Here is a 16,475-nt window from a genome sequence, read left to right as displayed (position 1 = left end):
CCGGGGTGGCCCGCATGCTCGGGGGCGACGAGGGTCAGTCGGTGCACTTCACGTGCCAGCCCCGCGCCGGCGAGACGTCTGCGCCCCCGGCGCAGCGACTCTGACCCAGGGGCGTCGACGGCCTCAGAGCATCTCGAGGGGCACCGGGTTTTGCGGAGCCGGGAACAGCCGGTCGATCTCCGCCTGGACGTCGGCGGACAGAGTCATGCCCAGCACGGCGGCGTTCTGGCGGGCATGGCCTGCGGAACCCGCCTTCGGGATCGCCAGCACGTCGCCGTCGCGGATCACCCAGGCCAGCACGAGCTGCGCCGCGGAGAGGCCGCTTTCGACCGCAAGAGCCTGCAGCCGAGGGTCATCGAGCAGCCGAGCCTGCTCGAGCGGCGAGTACGCCATCACCGGAATACCCCGGGATCGCAGGATCGGGAAGAGATCCAGCTCCGGACCGCGGCGAATCGGGTTGTAGAGCACCTGATCGGTCGCGCATCCGTGCGGCAGGTCGGCCATGTCATCCGGACCGAGGTTGCTGACACCCCACGCGCCGATGTCGCCGTCCTTCTGCAGCCGCTCGAACGCGGCGACGGTCTCGTCGAAGGGCACAGAGCCGCGCCAGTGAAGCAGATAGAGGTCGAGACGGTCGGTGCCCAGCCGCTGCAGGCTCGCGTGCACCGCCGAGCGCACACCCGCCTCCGACGCGTTGTACGGCAGCACCTTGCTCACCAGGAAGACCTCGTCGCGCCGGCCGCGGATCGCCTCGCCGACGAGCTGCTCCGAGCGCCCGTCACCGTACATCTCCGCCGTGTCGATCACGCGCAGCCCCGCATCCAGCCCGGCACGGATGGCGGCGATCTCCTCGTCGCGACGCGACGGCTCGTCGCCGACGAACCATGTCCCGATGCCGATCTCGGGCACCGTCACACCATGCGGGAATTGGATGCTCATGCCCACAGACTACTGGCCGGGCGCGGCGGTCAGCCCGTGACGAGCTTGGCCGCGAGGTGTTGCGGCAGCGGGTCGTAGCGCAGCCGGTCCCGGCCGAAGGTGCCCGTCCCGTGGGAGACCGACCGCAGGTCGATGGCGTAGCGCGTCAGCTCGAGCGCCGGGACCTCGGCGTGCACGACCGTGCGCCCGACACTGCCGGCCTCGGTCCCGACGACCCGCCCCCGGCGCGTCGACAGGTCGCTCATGACGGCACCGACGTACTCGTCCGCCACGTCGACGTCCACGCGGTCCACCGGCTCGAGCAGGGTGACGGTGGCCGAGCTGGTCGCCTCCTTGAGCGCCAGCGCCCCCGCGGTCTGGAAGGCCATGTCCGAGGAGTCGACGGAGTGCGCCTTGCCGTCGGTCAGGGTGACGCGGATGTCGACCATGGGGTAGCCCGCCAGGGTGCCCTTGGCCATCTGGGCGCGGACGCCCTTCTCCACCGACGGGATGAACTGCCGCGGGACGGCCCCGCCCACCACCTTGTCGACGAACTCGAAGCCCGCGCCCCGCTCCAGCGGCTCGATCTCGACGTGGCAGACGGCGAACTGCCCGTGCCCGCCGGACTGCTTGACGTGGCGGCCCTGGGCCTTGGCCGGGGCCACGAAGGTCTCGCGCAGCGCCACGCGCAGCGGCTCCGCCTCCACGGTGACCTGGTAGCGCTCCTGGAGCCGGCCCAGCAGCACGTCGACGTGGGCCTGGCCCATCGTCCACAGGACCGTCTGGTGGGTCTCGGCGTCGTGGTCGAGCCGCATCGTCACGTCCTCGGCGACGACCCGCTGCAGGGCGCTGGCGAGCTTGTCCTCGTCGGCCTTGGAGGCCGGGTGGATCGCCACCGGCAGCAGGGGGTCGGGGAGCAGCCAGGGCTCCACGACGCACGGGGAGTCCTTGTCCGAGAGCGTGTCCCCGGTCTCGGCGTGCGCGAGCCGGGCCACGATCGCCAGGTCGCCGGCCACCGCGGACCCGGACGACTTGGGGGCGTGCTCGGTGCCGCCGAGCGGCGTGGACAACTGGCCCACGCGCTCGTCCGAGTCGTGGTCGGGGTGACCATCGACCTCCTTGCCGACGAAGGTCGACAGGTGGCCGGCGACGTGCACCACGTCCTCGGCGCGCAGGGTGCCGTTGAAGACGCGGACGAGCGAGACGCGCCCGACGTAGGGGTCCGTGGAGGTCCGGACGACCTCGGCGACCAGAGGTCCGTCCGGGTCGCCGACGAGGGCCTCGATCGGCTCGCCGTCCAGCGAGGTCACCGTCGGCAGGGGGTGCCGCGTGGGGTCGGGGAAGGCGTCGGTGAAGATCTCCAGCAGCTCGGGGACGCCCGCCCCCGTCAGTGCGCTGATCGGGATGGCGGGAAAGAAGGTGCCGGCGGCCACCGCGGTCATGAGGTCGGCCCGGATGGTGTCGAAGGACACGTCCTCGCCCTCGAGGTAGCGGTCCAGCAGGGTGTCGTCCTCCGACTCGGTGATGATCGCCTCGACCAGGTCGCCACGGACCTCGTCGATGACCTCCAGCTGCTCGGGCGTGGCGTCGCTGATCCGCACGTCCCCGCCGAAGGAGTCGTAGTGGCGGCGGCTGAGCAGCGCCAGCGTCCCGGTGATCGTGCCGTCGTCGGCCTGGACCGGCAGGTACAACGGCTGCGCGTCGCCGAACACCCGCCGGCACGAGTCCACCGTCTCCTCGAAGGACCCGCGCCCTGCCTCGAGCTTGGTCACGACGATGGCGCGCGGCATACCCACGACCTCGCACTCGTGCCACAGCATGCCGGTCGCCGCGTCCACCCCGTCCACCGCCGAGACGACGAACAGCGCCGCGTCGGCCGCGCGCAGCCCGGCCCGCAGGTCACCGACGAAGTCCGGGTACCCCGGCGTGTCGAGCAGGTTGACCGTCGTCCCGTCGACGTCGAAGGACGCCGCGTCCAGCCCGACCGACCGGGTGTCCTCGCCCTTGGGGGTCTCCTTGACGCGGCGCCCGGGCACGCGAGCGGCCACGAGGTGCTCGAACAACGTGCTCTTGCCCGACCCGGACGGCCCCACGAGGACGACATTCCGGATGTCCTCGGGGCGGGCTGGGGCGGGGGAGCCCGCGGGTCCTTGACCCTGGCTGTTGTTAGCGGCCATGTCATCTCACCTGACTTCGTCGTTGGCGGATCGTCACCCCCGCGTGCAGGGTGGGTGGTTCCATACTCAACTCCCGGCGAGCGGTGCCGACAACCGGGGTCCCCCTATGGCTAGGGTGGGGGCACCATGCTGAACCGATTTCGTGCTCTGGCCACCCGGATCTTCACGCCCGTCGCCAAGATCCTGCTGCGCCTCGGGGTCTCGCCCGACGCCGTGACGGTCGTCGGCACGCTCGGGGTGGCGGCGAGCGCGCTGTGGTTCTTTCCTCGCGGCGAGCTCCTCGTCGGGACCCTGCTGATCGCCGTCTTCGTGTTCTCCGACACCATCGACGGGGTCATGGCCCGGCACAGCGGCCGTACCTCCAGCTTCGGCGCCTTCCTCGACTCGAGCCTGGACCGGATCGGTGACGCCTCGATCTTCGGCGGGCTCGTCCTCTACTACGCGTGGCGGGGTGAGCGCGTGCTGACCTGCGTCGCCCTCGCCGTGCTCGTGCTCGGGATGCTCGTGTCCTACGTCCGGGCGCGGGCCGAGGGCCTCGGCATGACGGCCAGCGTCGGCGTGGCCGAGCGCGCGGACCGGCTCGTGCTGATCCTGGTCGCGACCTTCGTGACCGGCACCGGCCTGTGGGAGCCCATGGTCGCGGTGGCGCTGTGGGTCCTCGCCGTCCTGTCGGCGATCACGGTGCTCCAGCGGATCCTCGCGGTGCGCACCCAGGCCCTCGCCCGGGGCTGAGGCCGTATGCCGAACCGCCTCGCCGACCGGGCCACCGTCTGGGCGTTCCGTGCCGGCTGGCGCGTCGTGCGCCTGCTGCCCGCCCGGGTCGCCTACGCCGCCTTCGACCGGGTCGCCGACGTCACGCACCGCCGGGACGGGCGCTCGGTGCAGCGGCTGCGGGCCAACTACGCGCGGGTGCGGCCCGAGCTGACGGCGACCCAGCTCGAGACGCTCGTCGGCGAGGGGATGCGCTCCTACCTGCGGTACTGGTGCGACGCCTTCCGCCTGCCCGACCTCACGCCGCAGGTGCTGCACGAGACCGTGCGGGTCGTCGGCGACGAGGGGGTGCGGGCGTCGCTGCGCGAGGGGCGCGGTGCAGTGATGTTCCTCGGCCACCTGGGCAACTGGGACCTCGCGGGGGCCTGGTCCACGCACGAGCTCGCGCCCGTCACGACCGTGGCGGAGCGCCTGCGCCCCGAGGAGGTCTACGAGGCCTTCGTCGCCTTCCGCGAGCGGCTCGGCATGCGGATCCTGCCGCTGACCGGTGGGCCGCCGGCCATGCCCGAGCTCGTGCGCGCGCTGCGCGCAGGGGGTTTCGTGCCCCTGCTCGCCGACCGAGACCTGACCGACCAGGGCGTCACCGTGACCTTCTGCGGGCGCGAGGCCCGGATGGCGCCCGGCCCGGCCGCCCTCGCCGTCGCGACGGGGGCACCCCCTGCACCCCGTCTCGGTGCACTACGAGCGCCGGCGGGGACCGGGCGGGACCGGCAGCGGCCACGACGTCGTCGTGACCTTCCACGAGCAGGTGCCCGTGCCCGAGACGGGTCGCACGAGGGACAAGGCCGCGGCCATGACCCAGAGCTGTGCGGCGGCGCTCGAGGCAGTGGTCGTCCGGCACACGGCCGACTGGCACATGATGCAGCGGGTCTTTGCCGAGGACGCGCGGTGACCTCGCTGCGCGTCGGGATCGTCTGCCCGTACTCCTTCGACGTGGCCGGGGGGGTGCAGTTCCACGTGCGCGACCTGGCCGGGTGGCTCCTGCGCGAGGGGCACGCGGTGTCGGTGCTGGCGCCGGCCGACGAGGAGACTGTGCTGCCGCCGTACGTCGTGAGCGCCGGACGCGCTGTCCCCGTCAAGTACAACGGGTCCGTGGCGCGGCTGAACTTCGGGCCGGTGACGGCCGCGCGCGTCGGTCGCTGGCTCGAGGACGGCGCCTTCGACGTGGTGCACATCCACGAGCCGATCACCCCGTCGATCGGCACCCTCGCCCTCTGGCAGGCCGAGTGCCCGATCGTCGCGACCTTCCACTCCTCGCAGGTGCGCTCGCGGGCGATGCAGACCGTCTATCCCGCCTTCCGCCCGTCGCTGGAGAAGATCCTGGGCCGCATCGCGGTCTCGGAGGACGCGCGCCGCACCGTGACCACGCACTACGGCGGCGACGCGGTGGTCATCCCCAACGGCGTCTACGTCGACCGGTTCGCGGCAGCGCCCGTGCGGCCCGCGTGGCAGGGTTCGCCCGAGCGGCCGACCATCGCCTTCCTCGGCCGGCTGCAGGAGCCGCGCAAGGGCCTGCCGCTGCTGCTCGAGGCTCTGCCCGCCATCACCCGCGCGGTGCCCGGCGTGCGGCTGCTCGTCGCGGGGCCGGGCGACCAGGAGGCCGTGCGCGCGGCGGTGCCCGACGGGTGCAGCGTCGAGCTGCTCGGGGCGGTCTCCGACGACGACAAGGCCGCGCTCTTTCGCTCCGCCGACCTCTACGTCGCCCCCAACACCGGCGGCGAGAGCTTCGGGATCATCCTGGTCGAGGCCATGGCCGCTGGGGCCCCGGTGCTGGCGTCGGACATCCCGGCGTTCGTCCGCGTGCTGGACGGGGGCCGGGCCGGAGCGACCTTTGCCAACGAGTCGAGCGGGTCCCTGGCGGAGGCCGCCGTGGCGCTGCTGGCGGACCCCGCTCGGCGCGCGGAGCTGTCCCGGCTGGGGCAGGACCGGGCCCGGCAGTTCGACTGGTCCGTGGTGGCCGACCAGGTGCTCGCGGTCTACGAGACCGTGTTGCTCGGCGCCCCCGCGAAGCCCCGTGGCGCCGTGTCGAGGCGGCTGGAGGGCCTCGGCCGCAGCCTCACCCAGGGCCTCGGTGACAGCCTCGGCCGCGGGGCGAGGCGCTCCTGATGCCCGTCCCGGTCACCCCGGTCACCCCGGTCATCCCGGTCATCGCGGTCATCCCGGTCATCCCGGTCATCCCGGTCATCGCGAGGTTCCTCGGCATCCCCGAGGTGCCCAGCATCCCCGGGCCGCTCGTCCTCCTCGGGCTCGCGCTGGTGCTGCTGGCCTGGCGGCTGACCTACACCGCGGCGCGGCTGGACCGGCTGCACGCGCGCGTGGAGGGCGCGCTGGTCGCGGTCGACGCCCAGCTGGTGAGACGCGCCGAGACGGTGCAGGAGCTCGCCGGGTCGGGCCTGCTGGACCCTGCCACCTCGCTGTTCCTCGCCGCGGCGGCCGCCGAGTCGCTCGAGCTCGAGGACGAGCCGGTCGACGCCCGCGTCGAGGCCGAGACGGACCTGTCCCAGGCCCTGGACCTCGCCCTGCCGCCCGAGACGGTCGACGGGCTGCGCCGCGACGGTGACCACGGCGGGCGCGTGCTCCTCCAGCGACTCCGCAGCTCGTGCACGCGGGTCCAGCTGGCGCGGCGCTTCCACAACGACGCGGTCGTGGACGTGCAGCGGGTGCGTCGCAAGCGCCTCGTGCGGGCCTTCCGGCTCGCCGGGCACGCCGAGCTGCCGCGGACCGTCGAGTTCGACGACCGGCTGCCGTCCGCGCTGGAGTGACCGGCCGATGCGGGCGTGGCGCCTGGTTGGACCTACGATGACGCCGACACCGACGTCGACACAGCAGTCCTCGAGCTAAGGCAGCCCCATCGCGATGAGCACCACCGAGTCCACCCCTGCGACCACCCCCTCCGTCCCCAGCGCCGGCACCGGCACCACCCGCGTCAAGCGCGGCATGGCCGAGATGCTCAAGGGCGGGGTGATCATGGACGTCGTCACGCCGGAGCAGGCCAAGATCGCCGAGGACGCCGGCGCCGTCGCGGTCATGGCGCTCGAGCGGGTCCCCGCCGACATCCGCGCCCAGGGTGGCGTGTCGCGCATGAGCGACCCCGACATGATCGACGGCATCATCTCCGCCGTCTCCATCCCCGTCATGGCCAAGGCCCGGATCGGTCACTTCGTCGAGGCCCAGGTGCTGCAGTCGCTGGGCGTCGACTACGTCGACGAGTCCGAGGTGCTCACCCCGGCGGACTACAGCAACCACATCGACAAGTGGGCCTTCACCGTCCCCTTCGTGTGCGGGGCGACCAACCTGGGCGAGGCCCTGCGCCGCATCACCGAAGGCGCCGCCATGATCCGCTCCAAGGGCGAGGCCGGCACCGGTGACGTCTCCAACGCCACGATGCACATGCGCAAGATCCGCAGCGAGATCAACCGGCTGCAGTCCATGGCCGCCGACGAGCTGTACGTCGCGGCCAAGGAGCTGCAGGCGCCCTACGAGCTCGTGCGTGAGGTCGCGCAGGCCGGCAAGCTGCCCGTCGTGCTCTTCACCGCCGGCGGCATCGCCACCCCCGCCGACGCGGCCATGATGATGCAGCTCGGCGCCGAGGGCGTCTTCGTCGGGTCCGGGATCTTCAAGTCCGGCAACCCGGCCGAGCGGGCGGCGGCCATCGTCAAGGCCACCACCTTCTACGACGACCCCGACACCATCGCCCAGGTCTCCCGCGGCCTCGGGGAGGCCATGGTCGGCATCAACGTCGACGACATCCCCGTGCCGCACCGCCTCGCCGAGCGCGGCTGGTGAGCTGAGCGCGCCGAGCTCCTCACCTCGCCTCGGGGCGGGGTGAGGAGCCCCGGACGCGGTGCACGGCGGTGACGGTCAGGGCGGAGCAGGTCGTGACCCGGGCCGGTCTGGTCAGTCCGCGGCGGCGGGGCCGTGAGGTCCTGTATGCCCGAACCCCGCTGGGCGACGACTCGTGGCGGGCGCGGTCGTCGTCATACGAGCAGGGACACTAGGGTGGCGCGGGTGACCGCCCCCACCCGCATCGGAGTCCTCGCCGTCCAGGGGGACGTGCGCGAGCACGTCCACGCCTTGGAGTGCCTGCGCGTGCAGGCCATCACCGTCCGCCGGCCCGAGGAGCTCGACGAGCTGGACGGGATCGTCATCCCCGGTGGCGAGTCCACCGTCATGGACAAGCTGGTCCGGGCCTTCGGCCTGCAGGGCCCGTTGCAGGACCGGATCACGGCCGGTATGCCGGCCTACGGGTCCTGCGCGGGCATGATCATGCTCGCCGACCGCGTGACCGACGCGACGGCCGACCAGCAGACGCTGGGCGGCATGGACATCACGGTGCGGCGCAACGCGTTCGGGCGGCAGGTGGACTCCTTCGAGGCGGATCTGTCGGTGCCGTCGATCCGGGACGGGGTGGCCGACCCGCTGCGGGCGGTGTTCATCCGGGCGCCGTGGGTCGAGGACGTGGGGAGCGGGGTCGAGGTGCTGGCCAGCGTGCCGTCGTCGGTCCAGGGCGACGCGGCGGGCAAGGTCGTGATGGCGCGGCAGGGCCCCCTGCTGGTCACGAGCTTTCACCCCGAGGTCACGGGCGACCTGCGGGTGCACGAGTACTTCGTCGACCTGGTGCGCGGCGCGTAGACTGGGCCAGTTGCCACGCCGGACACACGAGGAGCTTACGTATGAGCGGCCACTCCAAATGGGCCACCACCAAGCACAAGAAGGCGACGATCGACGCCAAGCGGGGCAAGCTGTTCGCCAAGCTGATCAAGAACATCGAGGTCGCGTGCAAGTCCGGCGGCGCCGACCCGGCCGGCAACCCGACGCTGTACGACGCGGTCCAGAAGGCCAAGAAGAACTCCGTCCCCAACGACAACATCGACCGCGCGCTCAAGCGCGGCTCCGGTGCGGAGTCCGGCGGCGCCGACTGGCAGACGATCATGTACGAGGGGTACGCCCCCAACGGCGTCGCCGTGCTCATCGAGTGCCTCACCGACAACCGCAACCGGGCCGCCACCGAGGTGCGCGTGGCCCTGACCCGCAACGGGGGCAACCTCGCCGACCCGGGCTCGGTCGCCTACAACTTCTCCCGCAAGGGTGTCGTCGCGGTGCCCAAGGCCAACAAGGGCCGGGACCTGACCGAGGACGACCTGCTCGAGATCGTGCTGGACGCCGGGGCCGAGGAGGTCAACGACGAGGGTGACACCTTCGAGATCATCTCGGAGGCAACGGATTTCGTGGGCGTACGCAAGGCCATTGAGGAGGCCGGGCTGGAGTACGAGTCGGCGGAGGCGTCGTTCGTGCCCAACCTCAAGGTCGACCTGGACGCCGACGGCGCCACCAAGATGATGAAGGTCGTGGACGCGCTCGAGGACAGCGACGACGTGCAGAACGTCTGGACCAACGGCGACATCAGCGACGAGGTGGCTGACGAGCTCGGCCTGAACGACGAGGACTGACGACAGCGCGAGGACACGAGCGACGTAGGAGCGAGGCCCGGAGCGCGGAGGAGGTCCGACCAGAGGGTTCGAGGACTGACGACCGCGCGAGGACACGAGCGACGTAGGAGCGGGGCTGGGGCGACGGGGGTCGTGCCGGCCCCGCTCGCGTGTGCCTTCACCTCCCTGGTCTGGCTTCTGCCGCTGGTCCGGGGGTGCAGCCACGGTCTCGTGCTGCAGCCCAAGACGGGGGATGGCGGGGTGCGGCGAACGTGTGTTCGGAGCCTCGGTGTGTCCCGCCGAGCCTGACGGTGCGCACGGTGGAGACTGTCGGTGCGCACGGTGAGACCGTCGCGCGAACGATCGGCGAGAGGGGTGACGGCATGAGGGTGCTCGGGGTCGACCCTGGCCTCACCCGCTGCGGTGTCGGCGTGGTCGAGGGGGTCCCGGGGCGACCCCTGCGGCTCGTGGCCGTCGGGGTGATCCGCACCCCCAGCGGTGACCCGCTGCACCAACGGCTGCTGACGATCCAGACCGAGCTCGAGGACTGGCTGCACGACCACGACCCGGACGCCATCGCCGTGGAACGCATGTTCGCCCGCGGCGACGTGTCGACGATCATGGGGACCGCCCAGGCCAGCGCGATCCCGATGCTGGCGGCTGCGCGCCGCGGCCTGCCCCTGGCGCTGCACACGCCCTCGGAGGTCAAGGCGGCCGTCACGGGCAACGGTCGCGCCGACAAGGCCCAGGTCACCAGCATGGTGATGCGGGTCCTGGGTCTCGACGAGCGACCCACCCCCGCGGACGCCGCGGACGCCCTCGCCCTCGCCATCTGCCAGGTATGGCGGGGAGGGGCGGCGTCACGGCTCGCCGACGCCGTGACCGACAACCGCACGACCGAGGCGCTGGACGCGGCCCGACGCCGTCAGCCCGCCGCCCCCAACCGGTGGCAGCAGGCCGTGGCGGCGCACCGCGCGAGCGGCGGGTCGGCTCACCCGGCGGTCGCGGCCGCGCGGCGGCAGGCGGTGCAGCGGGGGACCGCGCGATGAGCCGGCCGCTGCGGCATACGACCCATCAGACCGGACCACAGGAGAGCTCATGATCGCGTCCGTCTCGGGCACCGTGCTGACCGCCCGGCTCGACCACGTCGTGGTCGAGGTCGGGGGTGTCGGCATGCTCGTGCACACGACCCCCGCCACGGCGTCCGGGCTGCGGGTGGGGCAGCAGGCGCGCCTGTCGACGAGCCTGGTGGTCCGGGAGGACTCGTTGACGCTCTACGGCTTCGGCGACGACGACGAGCGGGCCCTCTTCGAGCAGGTCCAGACCGTGAGCGGGGTGGGGCCCAAGGTGGCCCTCGCGATCCTGTCGGTGCACGCCCCTGACGTGGCGCGCGCGGCCATCTCCGGGGGCGACATCGTCGCGCTGACCAAGGTGCCGGGCATCGGCAAGAAGGGCGCCGAGCGCATCGTGCTGGAGCTGCGCGACAAGGTGGGCGCGCTTCCGGGCGCGGCCACGAGCGCGGGTGTCGCGCCGACCGCCGGTGGGACCCAGCCGCAGGTCGTGGAGGCACTGGTCGGGCTCGGCTGGAGCGCCAAGCAGGCCGAGGACGCCGTCGGGCGCGTCCTCAAGGCCGGCGAGGCTCCGGGGACCACGAGCGAGATGCTGCGCGCCGCGCTGCGCGAGCTGGGGCGCTGACCCGTGGCGGAGGTGTGGGAGAGCGGGCCCGGCGACCCGTTCGACGACGGCAGCTACGACGCGACCGCGCGGGTCGTCGACGCCCGGGGCAACGACGACGAGCAGCGGGTCGAGGCGGCGCTGCGGCCGAAGCGTCTGGCCGACTTCCCCGGCCAGCCACGCGTGCGCGACCAGCTGTCGCTCGTGCTCGAGGCAGCCCGGCGTCGCGACGCCGTGCCCGACCACATCCTGCTGTCCGGGCCCCCAGGCCTCGGCAAGACCACCCTGGCGATGATCGTCGCAGCCGAGCTCGAGCGGCCGATCCGGGTCACCAGCGGCCCCGCCATCCAGCACGCCGGTGACCTCGCTGCGATCCTGTCCAGCCTGGCCGAGGGGGAGGTGCTCTTTCTCGACGAGATCCATCGGATGGCGCGACCGGCGGAGGAGATGCTCTATCTCGCGATGGAGGACTTCCGGGTCGACGTGATCGTCGGCAAGGGCCCGGGCGCGACCGCGATCCCGCTCGAGCTGCCCCCCTTCACCGTGGTGGGGGCCACCACTCGGGCCGGTCTGCTCCCGGCGCCGCTTCGCGACCGCTTCGGCTTCACCGGGCACCTCGACTTCTACTCCGCCGACGACCTCGCTGCCATCCTCGGGCGCTCCGCGCGACTGCTCGGCGTCGAGGCCCTCGACGACGGCATCGCCGAGATCGCCGGGCGGTCCCGGGGCACGCCCCGCATCGCCAACCGCCTGCTGCGGCGGGTCCGCGACTGGTCGCAGGTGCACGGACGCGGTGTCGTCGACCTCGAGGCCGCGCACGAGGCGCTCGCGCTCTTCGACGTCGACGCGCGCGGCCTGGACCGCCTCGACCGGGGCGTGCTGGAGCTGCTGTGCACGCGCTTCGGCGGCGGTCCCGTGGGCCTGTCGACCCTCGCGGTCGCCGTCGGGGAGGAGCCGGACACCGTCGAGACCGTCGCCGAGCCCTATCTCGTGCGCGAGGGCTTCATGGTCCGCACGCCTCGAGGCCGGGCGGCGACGGCGCTGGCGTGGCAGCACCTCGGCCTCGCGGCCCCGCCGGATGCGCCAGGCGCAGCGGTCGCCCAGCAGCTGCCCCTGGACGGCGAGGGACGGTTCGCCTGAGCGCGTGGTGATTGGGTGGGGACAGACCCGACACGTAGACTGCCGAGAGGAATCCTCCTCGTTGCACCACGTGTCAAGGTCGCCACTCTGCGTCATCCCAGGCCGGCGATCTTGTCAGACCATCCGATCGAGAGAACGTGTCGATGATCTCTGCCACCCCGTTCGTCGCCGCTGCGGCGCAGAACGACCAAGGGGCTCTGTCCTACCTGATCTTCCTGCTCCCCGTGCTCATGCTGGGGTGGTTGTGGTGGACGACGCGCCGGCGCCAGCGGGAGGCGGCCACCCGTGCCGAGTCGCTCCAGCCGGGCCAGCGGATCCTCACCGCCTCCGGCATCATCGGGACCCTCGTGTCCCGTGGTGGCGGCATCGCGCAGGTCGAGGTGGCCGACGGAGTGGTGCTGACCCTCGACGAGCGCGCCCTCATGGGCGAGGCCCCCGCTGCCGGCGGCGCCACGACGACCCGCGCCGAGGGCACTGACTGATGGCCCGCAACCCTCGCACCAGGGGAGCCCGCCGGACCCTGGTCTGGTTCGCCACGCTCCTGCTCGGCCTCGCGGCGCTCCTCGCCGGGGTCCACACCTGGGGCACCGCCCAGCTCACCCCCAAGCTCGGGCTGGACCTCGCCGGCGGCACCCAGGTCGTGCTCGCCCCGCAGGTCGAGGGCGATCGCGCCCTCGACGAGTCGACCATGAACCAGGCCGTCGACATCATGCAGAAGCGCGTGGACGGGTCCGGTGTCGCCGAGGCCGAGGTGTCCACCCAGGGTGGCCGCAACATCGTCGTGTCGCTGCCCAAGGGCACGCCGCAGGAGACGGTGGACTCGCTCAAGAAGTCCTCGATGATGCGTTTCCGGCCGGTCCTGGTCGAGGGTCCCGGCTCCACGCAGCCCGCCCCGACCCCCACCGGGACCGCGACGGCCCCTGCCTCCGCGCCCGCGACCGGTTCGGCGTCGGCGGCGCCGAGCGCCCCGGCCAGCGCGAAGGCCACCGCTACCGCGACCGCCACGCCCAGCGGCGCACCCGCCGTCGTGCCTCCCGCCGCCGCGCAGGCCGCACCGGCCGCGACGGTCTCGCCGTCGGCCCCGGCCACCACGCCGTCCACCCCGGCCGCCACGGTCTCGCCGTCGTCCCCGGCCGCGACGGTCTCGCCGTCGGCCCCGGCCGCCACGCCGTCGACCCCCGCAGCGACCCCGACGTCCAGCGGCACCACGCCGACCAACGCCAGCGACCCCGCCTGGGTGACGCCCGAGGTGCAGGCGCAGTACGAAGCGCTCAACTGCAGCGACCCGAACCTCGACCTCAAGGTCACCGACGACCCCAAGAAGCCGCTGGTCACCTGCTCGACCGACCGCGCGGCCAAGTACATCCTCGGCCCGGCCGAGCTCGAGGGCCAGGACATCGCCGACGCGACCTCGGGCCTGCAGCCCAACCAGGCGGGCGGCACGGGCACGGAGTACGGCGTCAACCTCACGCTGACCGGGGACGGCGGCAAGAAGTTCGCGGACCTGTCCAAGCGGCTGCTCAACCTGTCCCCGCCCCGCAACCAGTTCGCGTCGGTGCTGGACGGCGAGGTCATCGTCGCCCCGCGCATCACCGTGCCGATCCTCGACGGCCGCTCCAGCATCACCGGGTCGTTCAACGCCACCAGCTCCGAGGCCCTGGCCCAGCAGCTGAAGTTCGGTGCGCTGCCGATGTCCTTCCGCGTCGAGACGCAGGACACCGTGAGCCCGACGCTCGGCGCCGACCAGCTCAGCAAGGGTCTGCTCGCCGGCGCCATCGGCTTCGTGCTGGTCATGCTGTACGCGCTGGTCCAGTACCGCGCGCTCGGCCTGGTGACCGTGGCCTCGCTGCTCATGGCCGCCGCGCTGACCTACCTGTGCATCACGCTGCTCGGCTGGTCGCAGAACTTCCGGCTCTCGATGGCCGGCGTCACCGGGCTGATCCTGTCGATCGGCATGACGGCCGACTCGTTCATCGTCTACTTCGAACGTGTGCGGGACGAGATCCGCGAGGGGCGCTCGATCCCGGCGGCCGTCGAGGCGGGCTGGCAGCGCGCCAAGGGCACGGTGATCATCTCCGACGCCGTCAACCTGATCGCCGCCGTCGTCCTCTACCTGCTGGCCTCCAGCAACGTGCGCGGCTTCGCCTACACGCTGGGCCTGACCACGATCATCGACGTCATCATCGTCTTCTTCTTCACCCACCCGATGCTGGCGCTGCTGTCCCGCACGAGGTTCTTCGGCCAGGGGCACAAGCTCTCCGGCTTCGACCCCGGCGCACTGGGCGCCAAGCCCGCGCGCTACATCGGGCGCGGCCGGTTCCGCGACCCGGACGCCGAGCTCGAGGCGCTGGACGCCGAGCGCGCCGCAGCGCGGCAGCGCGAGGGCAGCTACACCAAGGAAGGCGGGGCCGTGCTGTGAGCAAGGTCGCTGATTTCGGTAACGACCTCTACACCGGTCGCCGGGGGCTCGACTACGTCGGGCGTCGCAAGGTGTGGTTCCTCCTGTCCGGGCTGCTGCTGGCGGTCTGCATCGGGTCGCTCGCGTTCAGCGGGCTCAACCTCGGTCTGGAGTTCCGCGGAGGCTCGGAGTTCAGGGTGTCGAGCATCGCCGACACGTCCGGGTTCGAGACCCGGGCCAAGGACACCGTCGAGACGGCCGCTGCCAAGGCGGGCGAGCAGGCGGGCAACGTCACCGTGACCAAGGTCGGCAACGACTCCATCCGGGTGCAGACCGAGAAGCTCGCCGACGCCCCCACCCAGGCGGTGAGCACGGCGCTGGGCCAGGAGTTCAAGGTCGGCAAGGACCAGGTGTCCAGCACCTTCGTCGGGCCGTCCTGGGGGCAGTCGGTCAGCCAGCAGGCGTTGCGCGCGCTGCTGATCTTCTTCGCCATCGTCGCCGTCGTGCTCGCGTTCTACTTCCGCACGTGGAAGATGGCGGCGGCCGCGCTCATCGCGATGCTGCACGACATGGTGATCACGGTCGGCCTCTATACCCTGCTCGGCTTCGAGATCACCCCCGCGACGACGATCGGCTTCCTGACCGTCCTGGCCTACTCGCTCTACGACACCGTCGTGGTCTTCGACAAGGTCAAGGAGAACGTCCGTGCGGCGAGCCACACGGGGCGCCAGACCTTCAGCCAGGCGGCCAACCTCGCGGTCAACCAGACGCTGGTGCGCTCGATCAACACCTCGATGATGTCGGTGATCCCGGTGACCGTCGTGCTCATCGTCGGGCTGCTCGTGATCGGCCCCGGCGTGCTGCTCGACCTGTCCCTGGTCCTGCTGGTGGGCATCCTGGTCGGTGCGTACTCCTCGGTCTTCATCGCCACTCCGGTGCTGGCGATGCTGCGCGAGCACGAGCCGGCCATGAAGGAGCAGGCCAAGCGGGCCCGCCGCTACCAGGACTCGCGAGGTGGCGCGAACTTCTCCGGCACTCTGCTCGCCGACCTGGGCCAGCACGGCACGCACAGCTCGATGCTCGACCCGGAGCTGGCGCCGGCCACCGCTCCGGCCGGCGTCACTGCCGGCACGACGCGCACGGACGCAGAGGCGGGCACGGGTGGTGCGACCTCGGCCACCCGGCCGGCCCCGGGGGCGACGGCCACCCGGCGCCCGACCCACCCCGCTGCGGGGGAGGGCCGTCGGCCCCTGCACCCGAGCGTCACCCAGGGCGGCCCTCGCAACCAGCCGCGGCGGGTTCCGCGGTCCAAGCGATAGGAGCCGTATGCCGACCAGCCCGCACCCCGACCGCGAGCAGCAGCGCGTCGCCGAGCTCGTCGAGTCCCTCATGCGGGACGTCCCGGACTTCCCGCAGCCCGGCGTGCTGTTCAAGGACTTCACGCCGCTGCTGTCCGACGGGGCCGCCCTGGCGCAGGTCGTCGACGACATCGCCCGCCGCCACCGCGGCGAGGTGGACGTCGTCGTGGGGATGGAGGCGCGCGGGTTCATCCTGGGCGCTGCCGTCGCCTACGCCCTGGGCGTCGGCTTCGTGCCGGTCCGCAAGGCAGGCAAGCTCCCCGGCGCCACCGTGACCGAGGACTACACGCTGGAGTACGGCTCGGCGACGCTCGAGATGCACCAGGACGCCCTGCACCGCGGCCAGCGGGTGCTCGTCCTGGACGACGTCCTCGCGACCGGCGGCACGGCCGCGGCCACCTGCCGCCTCGTGGAGCAGTGCGGCGCCACGGTCGCGGCGTGCGAGTTCGTGCTGGAGATCGACGCCCTGGGAGGGCGGTCTCAGCTTGTGGATCGCGTGGTCTCATCGCTGCTGCGGGCCTGAGCGCGTCCTAGGATGGCGGGATGAGGGACCAGGACACGCGGAGCCGTTCGGACCTGCCGGGTGCCGGCCCGGGCGCCGAGGTGACGG

At 72.4% G+C, this 16,475-nt stretch carries 15 protein-coding genes; 13 read left to right on the top strand and 2 right to left on the bottom strand.

The window, feature by feature from the left end; all coding sequences use genetic code 11:
* Positions 1-123: 123 nt before the first annotated feature.
* Both ACF3NS_RS12695 and ACF3NS_RS12690 read right to left on the bottom strand, forming a co-directional pair.
* Positions 124-939: an aldo/keto reductase gene (locus tag ACF3NS_RS12695; RefSeq protein ID WP_392466452.1), complete on the bottom strand. Its 816-nt coding sequence runs from the start codon at positions 937-939 to the stop codon at positions 124-126.
* Positions 940-968: 29 nt separating this feature from the next.
* Positions 969-3,095: an elongation factor G-like protein EF-G2 gene (locus ACF3NS_RS12690; RefSeq protein WP_392466450.1), complete on the bottom strand. Its 2,127-nt coding sequence runs from the start codon at positions 3,093-3,095 to the stop codon at positions 969-971.
* A gap of 126 nt (positions 3,096-3,221) precedes the next feature.
* Between ACF3NS_RS12690 and pgsA the strand changes: the two genes are divergently transcribed.
* The 13 genes from pgsA (at position 3,222) to ACF3NS_RS12625 (ending at position 16,388) form a co-directional block, all read left to right on the top strand.
* Entirely contained in the window at positions 3,222-3,827 is a 606-nt protein-coding gene (pgsA, locus tag ACF3NS_RS12685) for a phosphatidylinositol phosphate synthase (protein ID WP_392466448.1), read from the top strand.
* Positions 3,828-3,833: 6 nt separating this feature from the next.
* On the top strand, positions 3,834-5,972 hold the full coding sequence (locus tag ACF3NS_RS12680) for a phosphatidylinositol mannoside acyltransferase (protein ID WP_392466447.1): 2,139 nt from the start codon (positions 3,834-3,836) through the stop codon (positions 5,970-5,972).
* On the top strand, positions 5,972-6,628 hold the full coding sequence (locus ACF3NS_RS12675; protein ID WP_392466446.1) for a hypothetical protein: 657 nt from the start codon (positions 5,972-5,974) through the stop codon (positions 6,626-6,628). Before ACF3NS_RS12680 ends, ACF3NS_RS12675 begins: the two co-directional genes overlap by 1 nt.
* A gap of 94 nt (positions 6,629-6,722) precedes the next feature.
* Positions 6,723-7,652 (top strand): pyridoxal 5'-phosphate synthase lyase subunit PdxS, encoded by a 930-nt coding sequence (gene pdxS, locus ACF3NS_RS12670; protein WP_392466445.1) that lies wholly within the window; start codon positions 6,723-6,725, stop codon positions 7,650-7,652.
* A 222-nt stretch (positions 7,653-7,874) separates the two neighbouring features.
* Positions 7,875-8,498: a pyridoxal 5'-phosphate synthase glutaminase subunit PdxT gene (pdxT, locus tag ACF3NS_RS12665; protein ID WP_392466443.1), complete on the top strand. Its 624-nt coding sequence runs from the start codon at positions 7,875-7,877 to the stop codon at positions 8,496-8,498.
* A gap of 41 nt (positions 8,499-8,539) precedes the next feature.
* Complete coding sequence (locus ACF3NS_RS12660) at positions 8,540-9,316, top strand: YebC/PmpR family DNA-binding transcriptional regulator (protein ID WP_392466441.1); 777 nt, start codon at positions 8,540-8,542, stop codon at positions 9,314-9,316.
* A 362-nt stretch (positions 9,317-9,678) separates the two neighbouring features.
* Positions 9,679-10,344 (top strand): crossover junction endodeoxyribonuclease RuvC, encoded by a 666-nt coding sequence (locus ACF3NS_RS12655; protein ID WP_392466440.1) that lies wholly within the window; start codon positions 9,679-9,681, stop codon positions 10,342-10,344.
* A gap of 49 nt (positions 10,345-10,393) precedes the next feature.
* Complete coding sequence (gene ruvA, locus ACF3NS_RS12650; RefSeq protein ID WP_154591875.1) at positions 10,394-10,990, top strand: Holliday junction branch migration protein RuvA; 597 nt, start codon at positions 10,394-10,396, stop codon at positions 10,988-10,990.
* A 3-nt stretch (positions 10,991-10,993) separates the two neighbouring features.
* Positions 10,994-12,109, top strand: coding sequence for a Holliday junction branch migration DNA helicase RuvB (gene ruvB, locus ACF3NS_RS12645; RefSeq protein WP_288800207.1), 1,116 nt, complete (start codon positions 10,994-10,996; stop codon positions 12,107-12,109).
* Positions 12,110-12,252: 143 nt separating this feature from the next.
* Positions 12,253-12,591, top strand: a complete 339-nt coding sequence (gene yajC, locus ACF3NS_RS12640; protein ID WP_154591874.1) for a preprotein translocase subunit YajC — start codon at positions 12,253-12,255, stop codon at positions 12,589-12,591.
* Entirely contained in the window at positions 12,591-14,528 is a 1,938-nt protein-coding gene (secD, locus tag ACF3NS_RS12635; protein ID WP_392466438.1) for a protein translocase subunit SecD, read from the top strand. The genes yajC and secD overlap by 1 nt, the downstream gene beginning before the upstream one ends.
* Positions 14,525-15,826 (top strand): protein translocase subunit SecF, encoded by a 1,302-nt coding sequence (gene secF, locus ACF3NS_RS12630; RefSeq protein ID WP_392466436.1) that lies wholly within the window; start codon positions 14,525-14,527, stop codon positions 15,824-15,826. Before secD ends, secF begins: the two co-directional genes overlap by 4 nt.
* A gap of 7 nt (positions 15,827-15,833) precedes the next feature.
* The gene (locus tag ACF3NS_RS12625; RefSeq protein ID WP_154592904.1) at positions 15,834-16,388 is read left to right on the top strand and encodes an adenine phosphoribosyltransferase; all 555 of its coding nucleotides are present in this window, start codon (positions 15,834-15,836) and stop codon (positions 16,386-16,388) included.
* Positions 16,389-16,475 lie beyond the last annotated feature (87 nt).

It is taken from the genome of Arsenicicoccus cauae (assembly GCF_043162025.1).
GTDB lineage: Bacteria > Actinomycetota > Actinomycetes > Actinomycetales > Dermatophilaceae > Arsenicicoccus > Arsenicicoccus cauae.
Note: the sequence above shows the minus strand (reverse complement) of the source record. Positions and strands in the feature narration are given on the sequence as shown.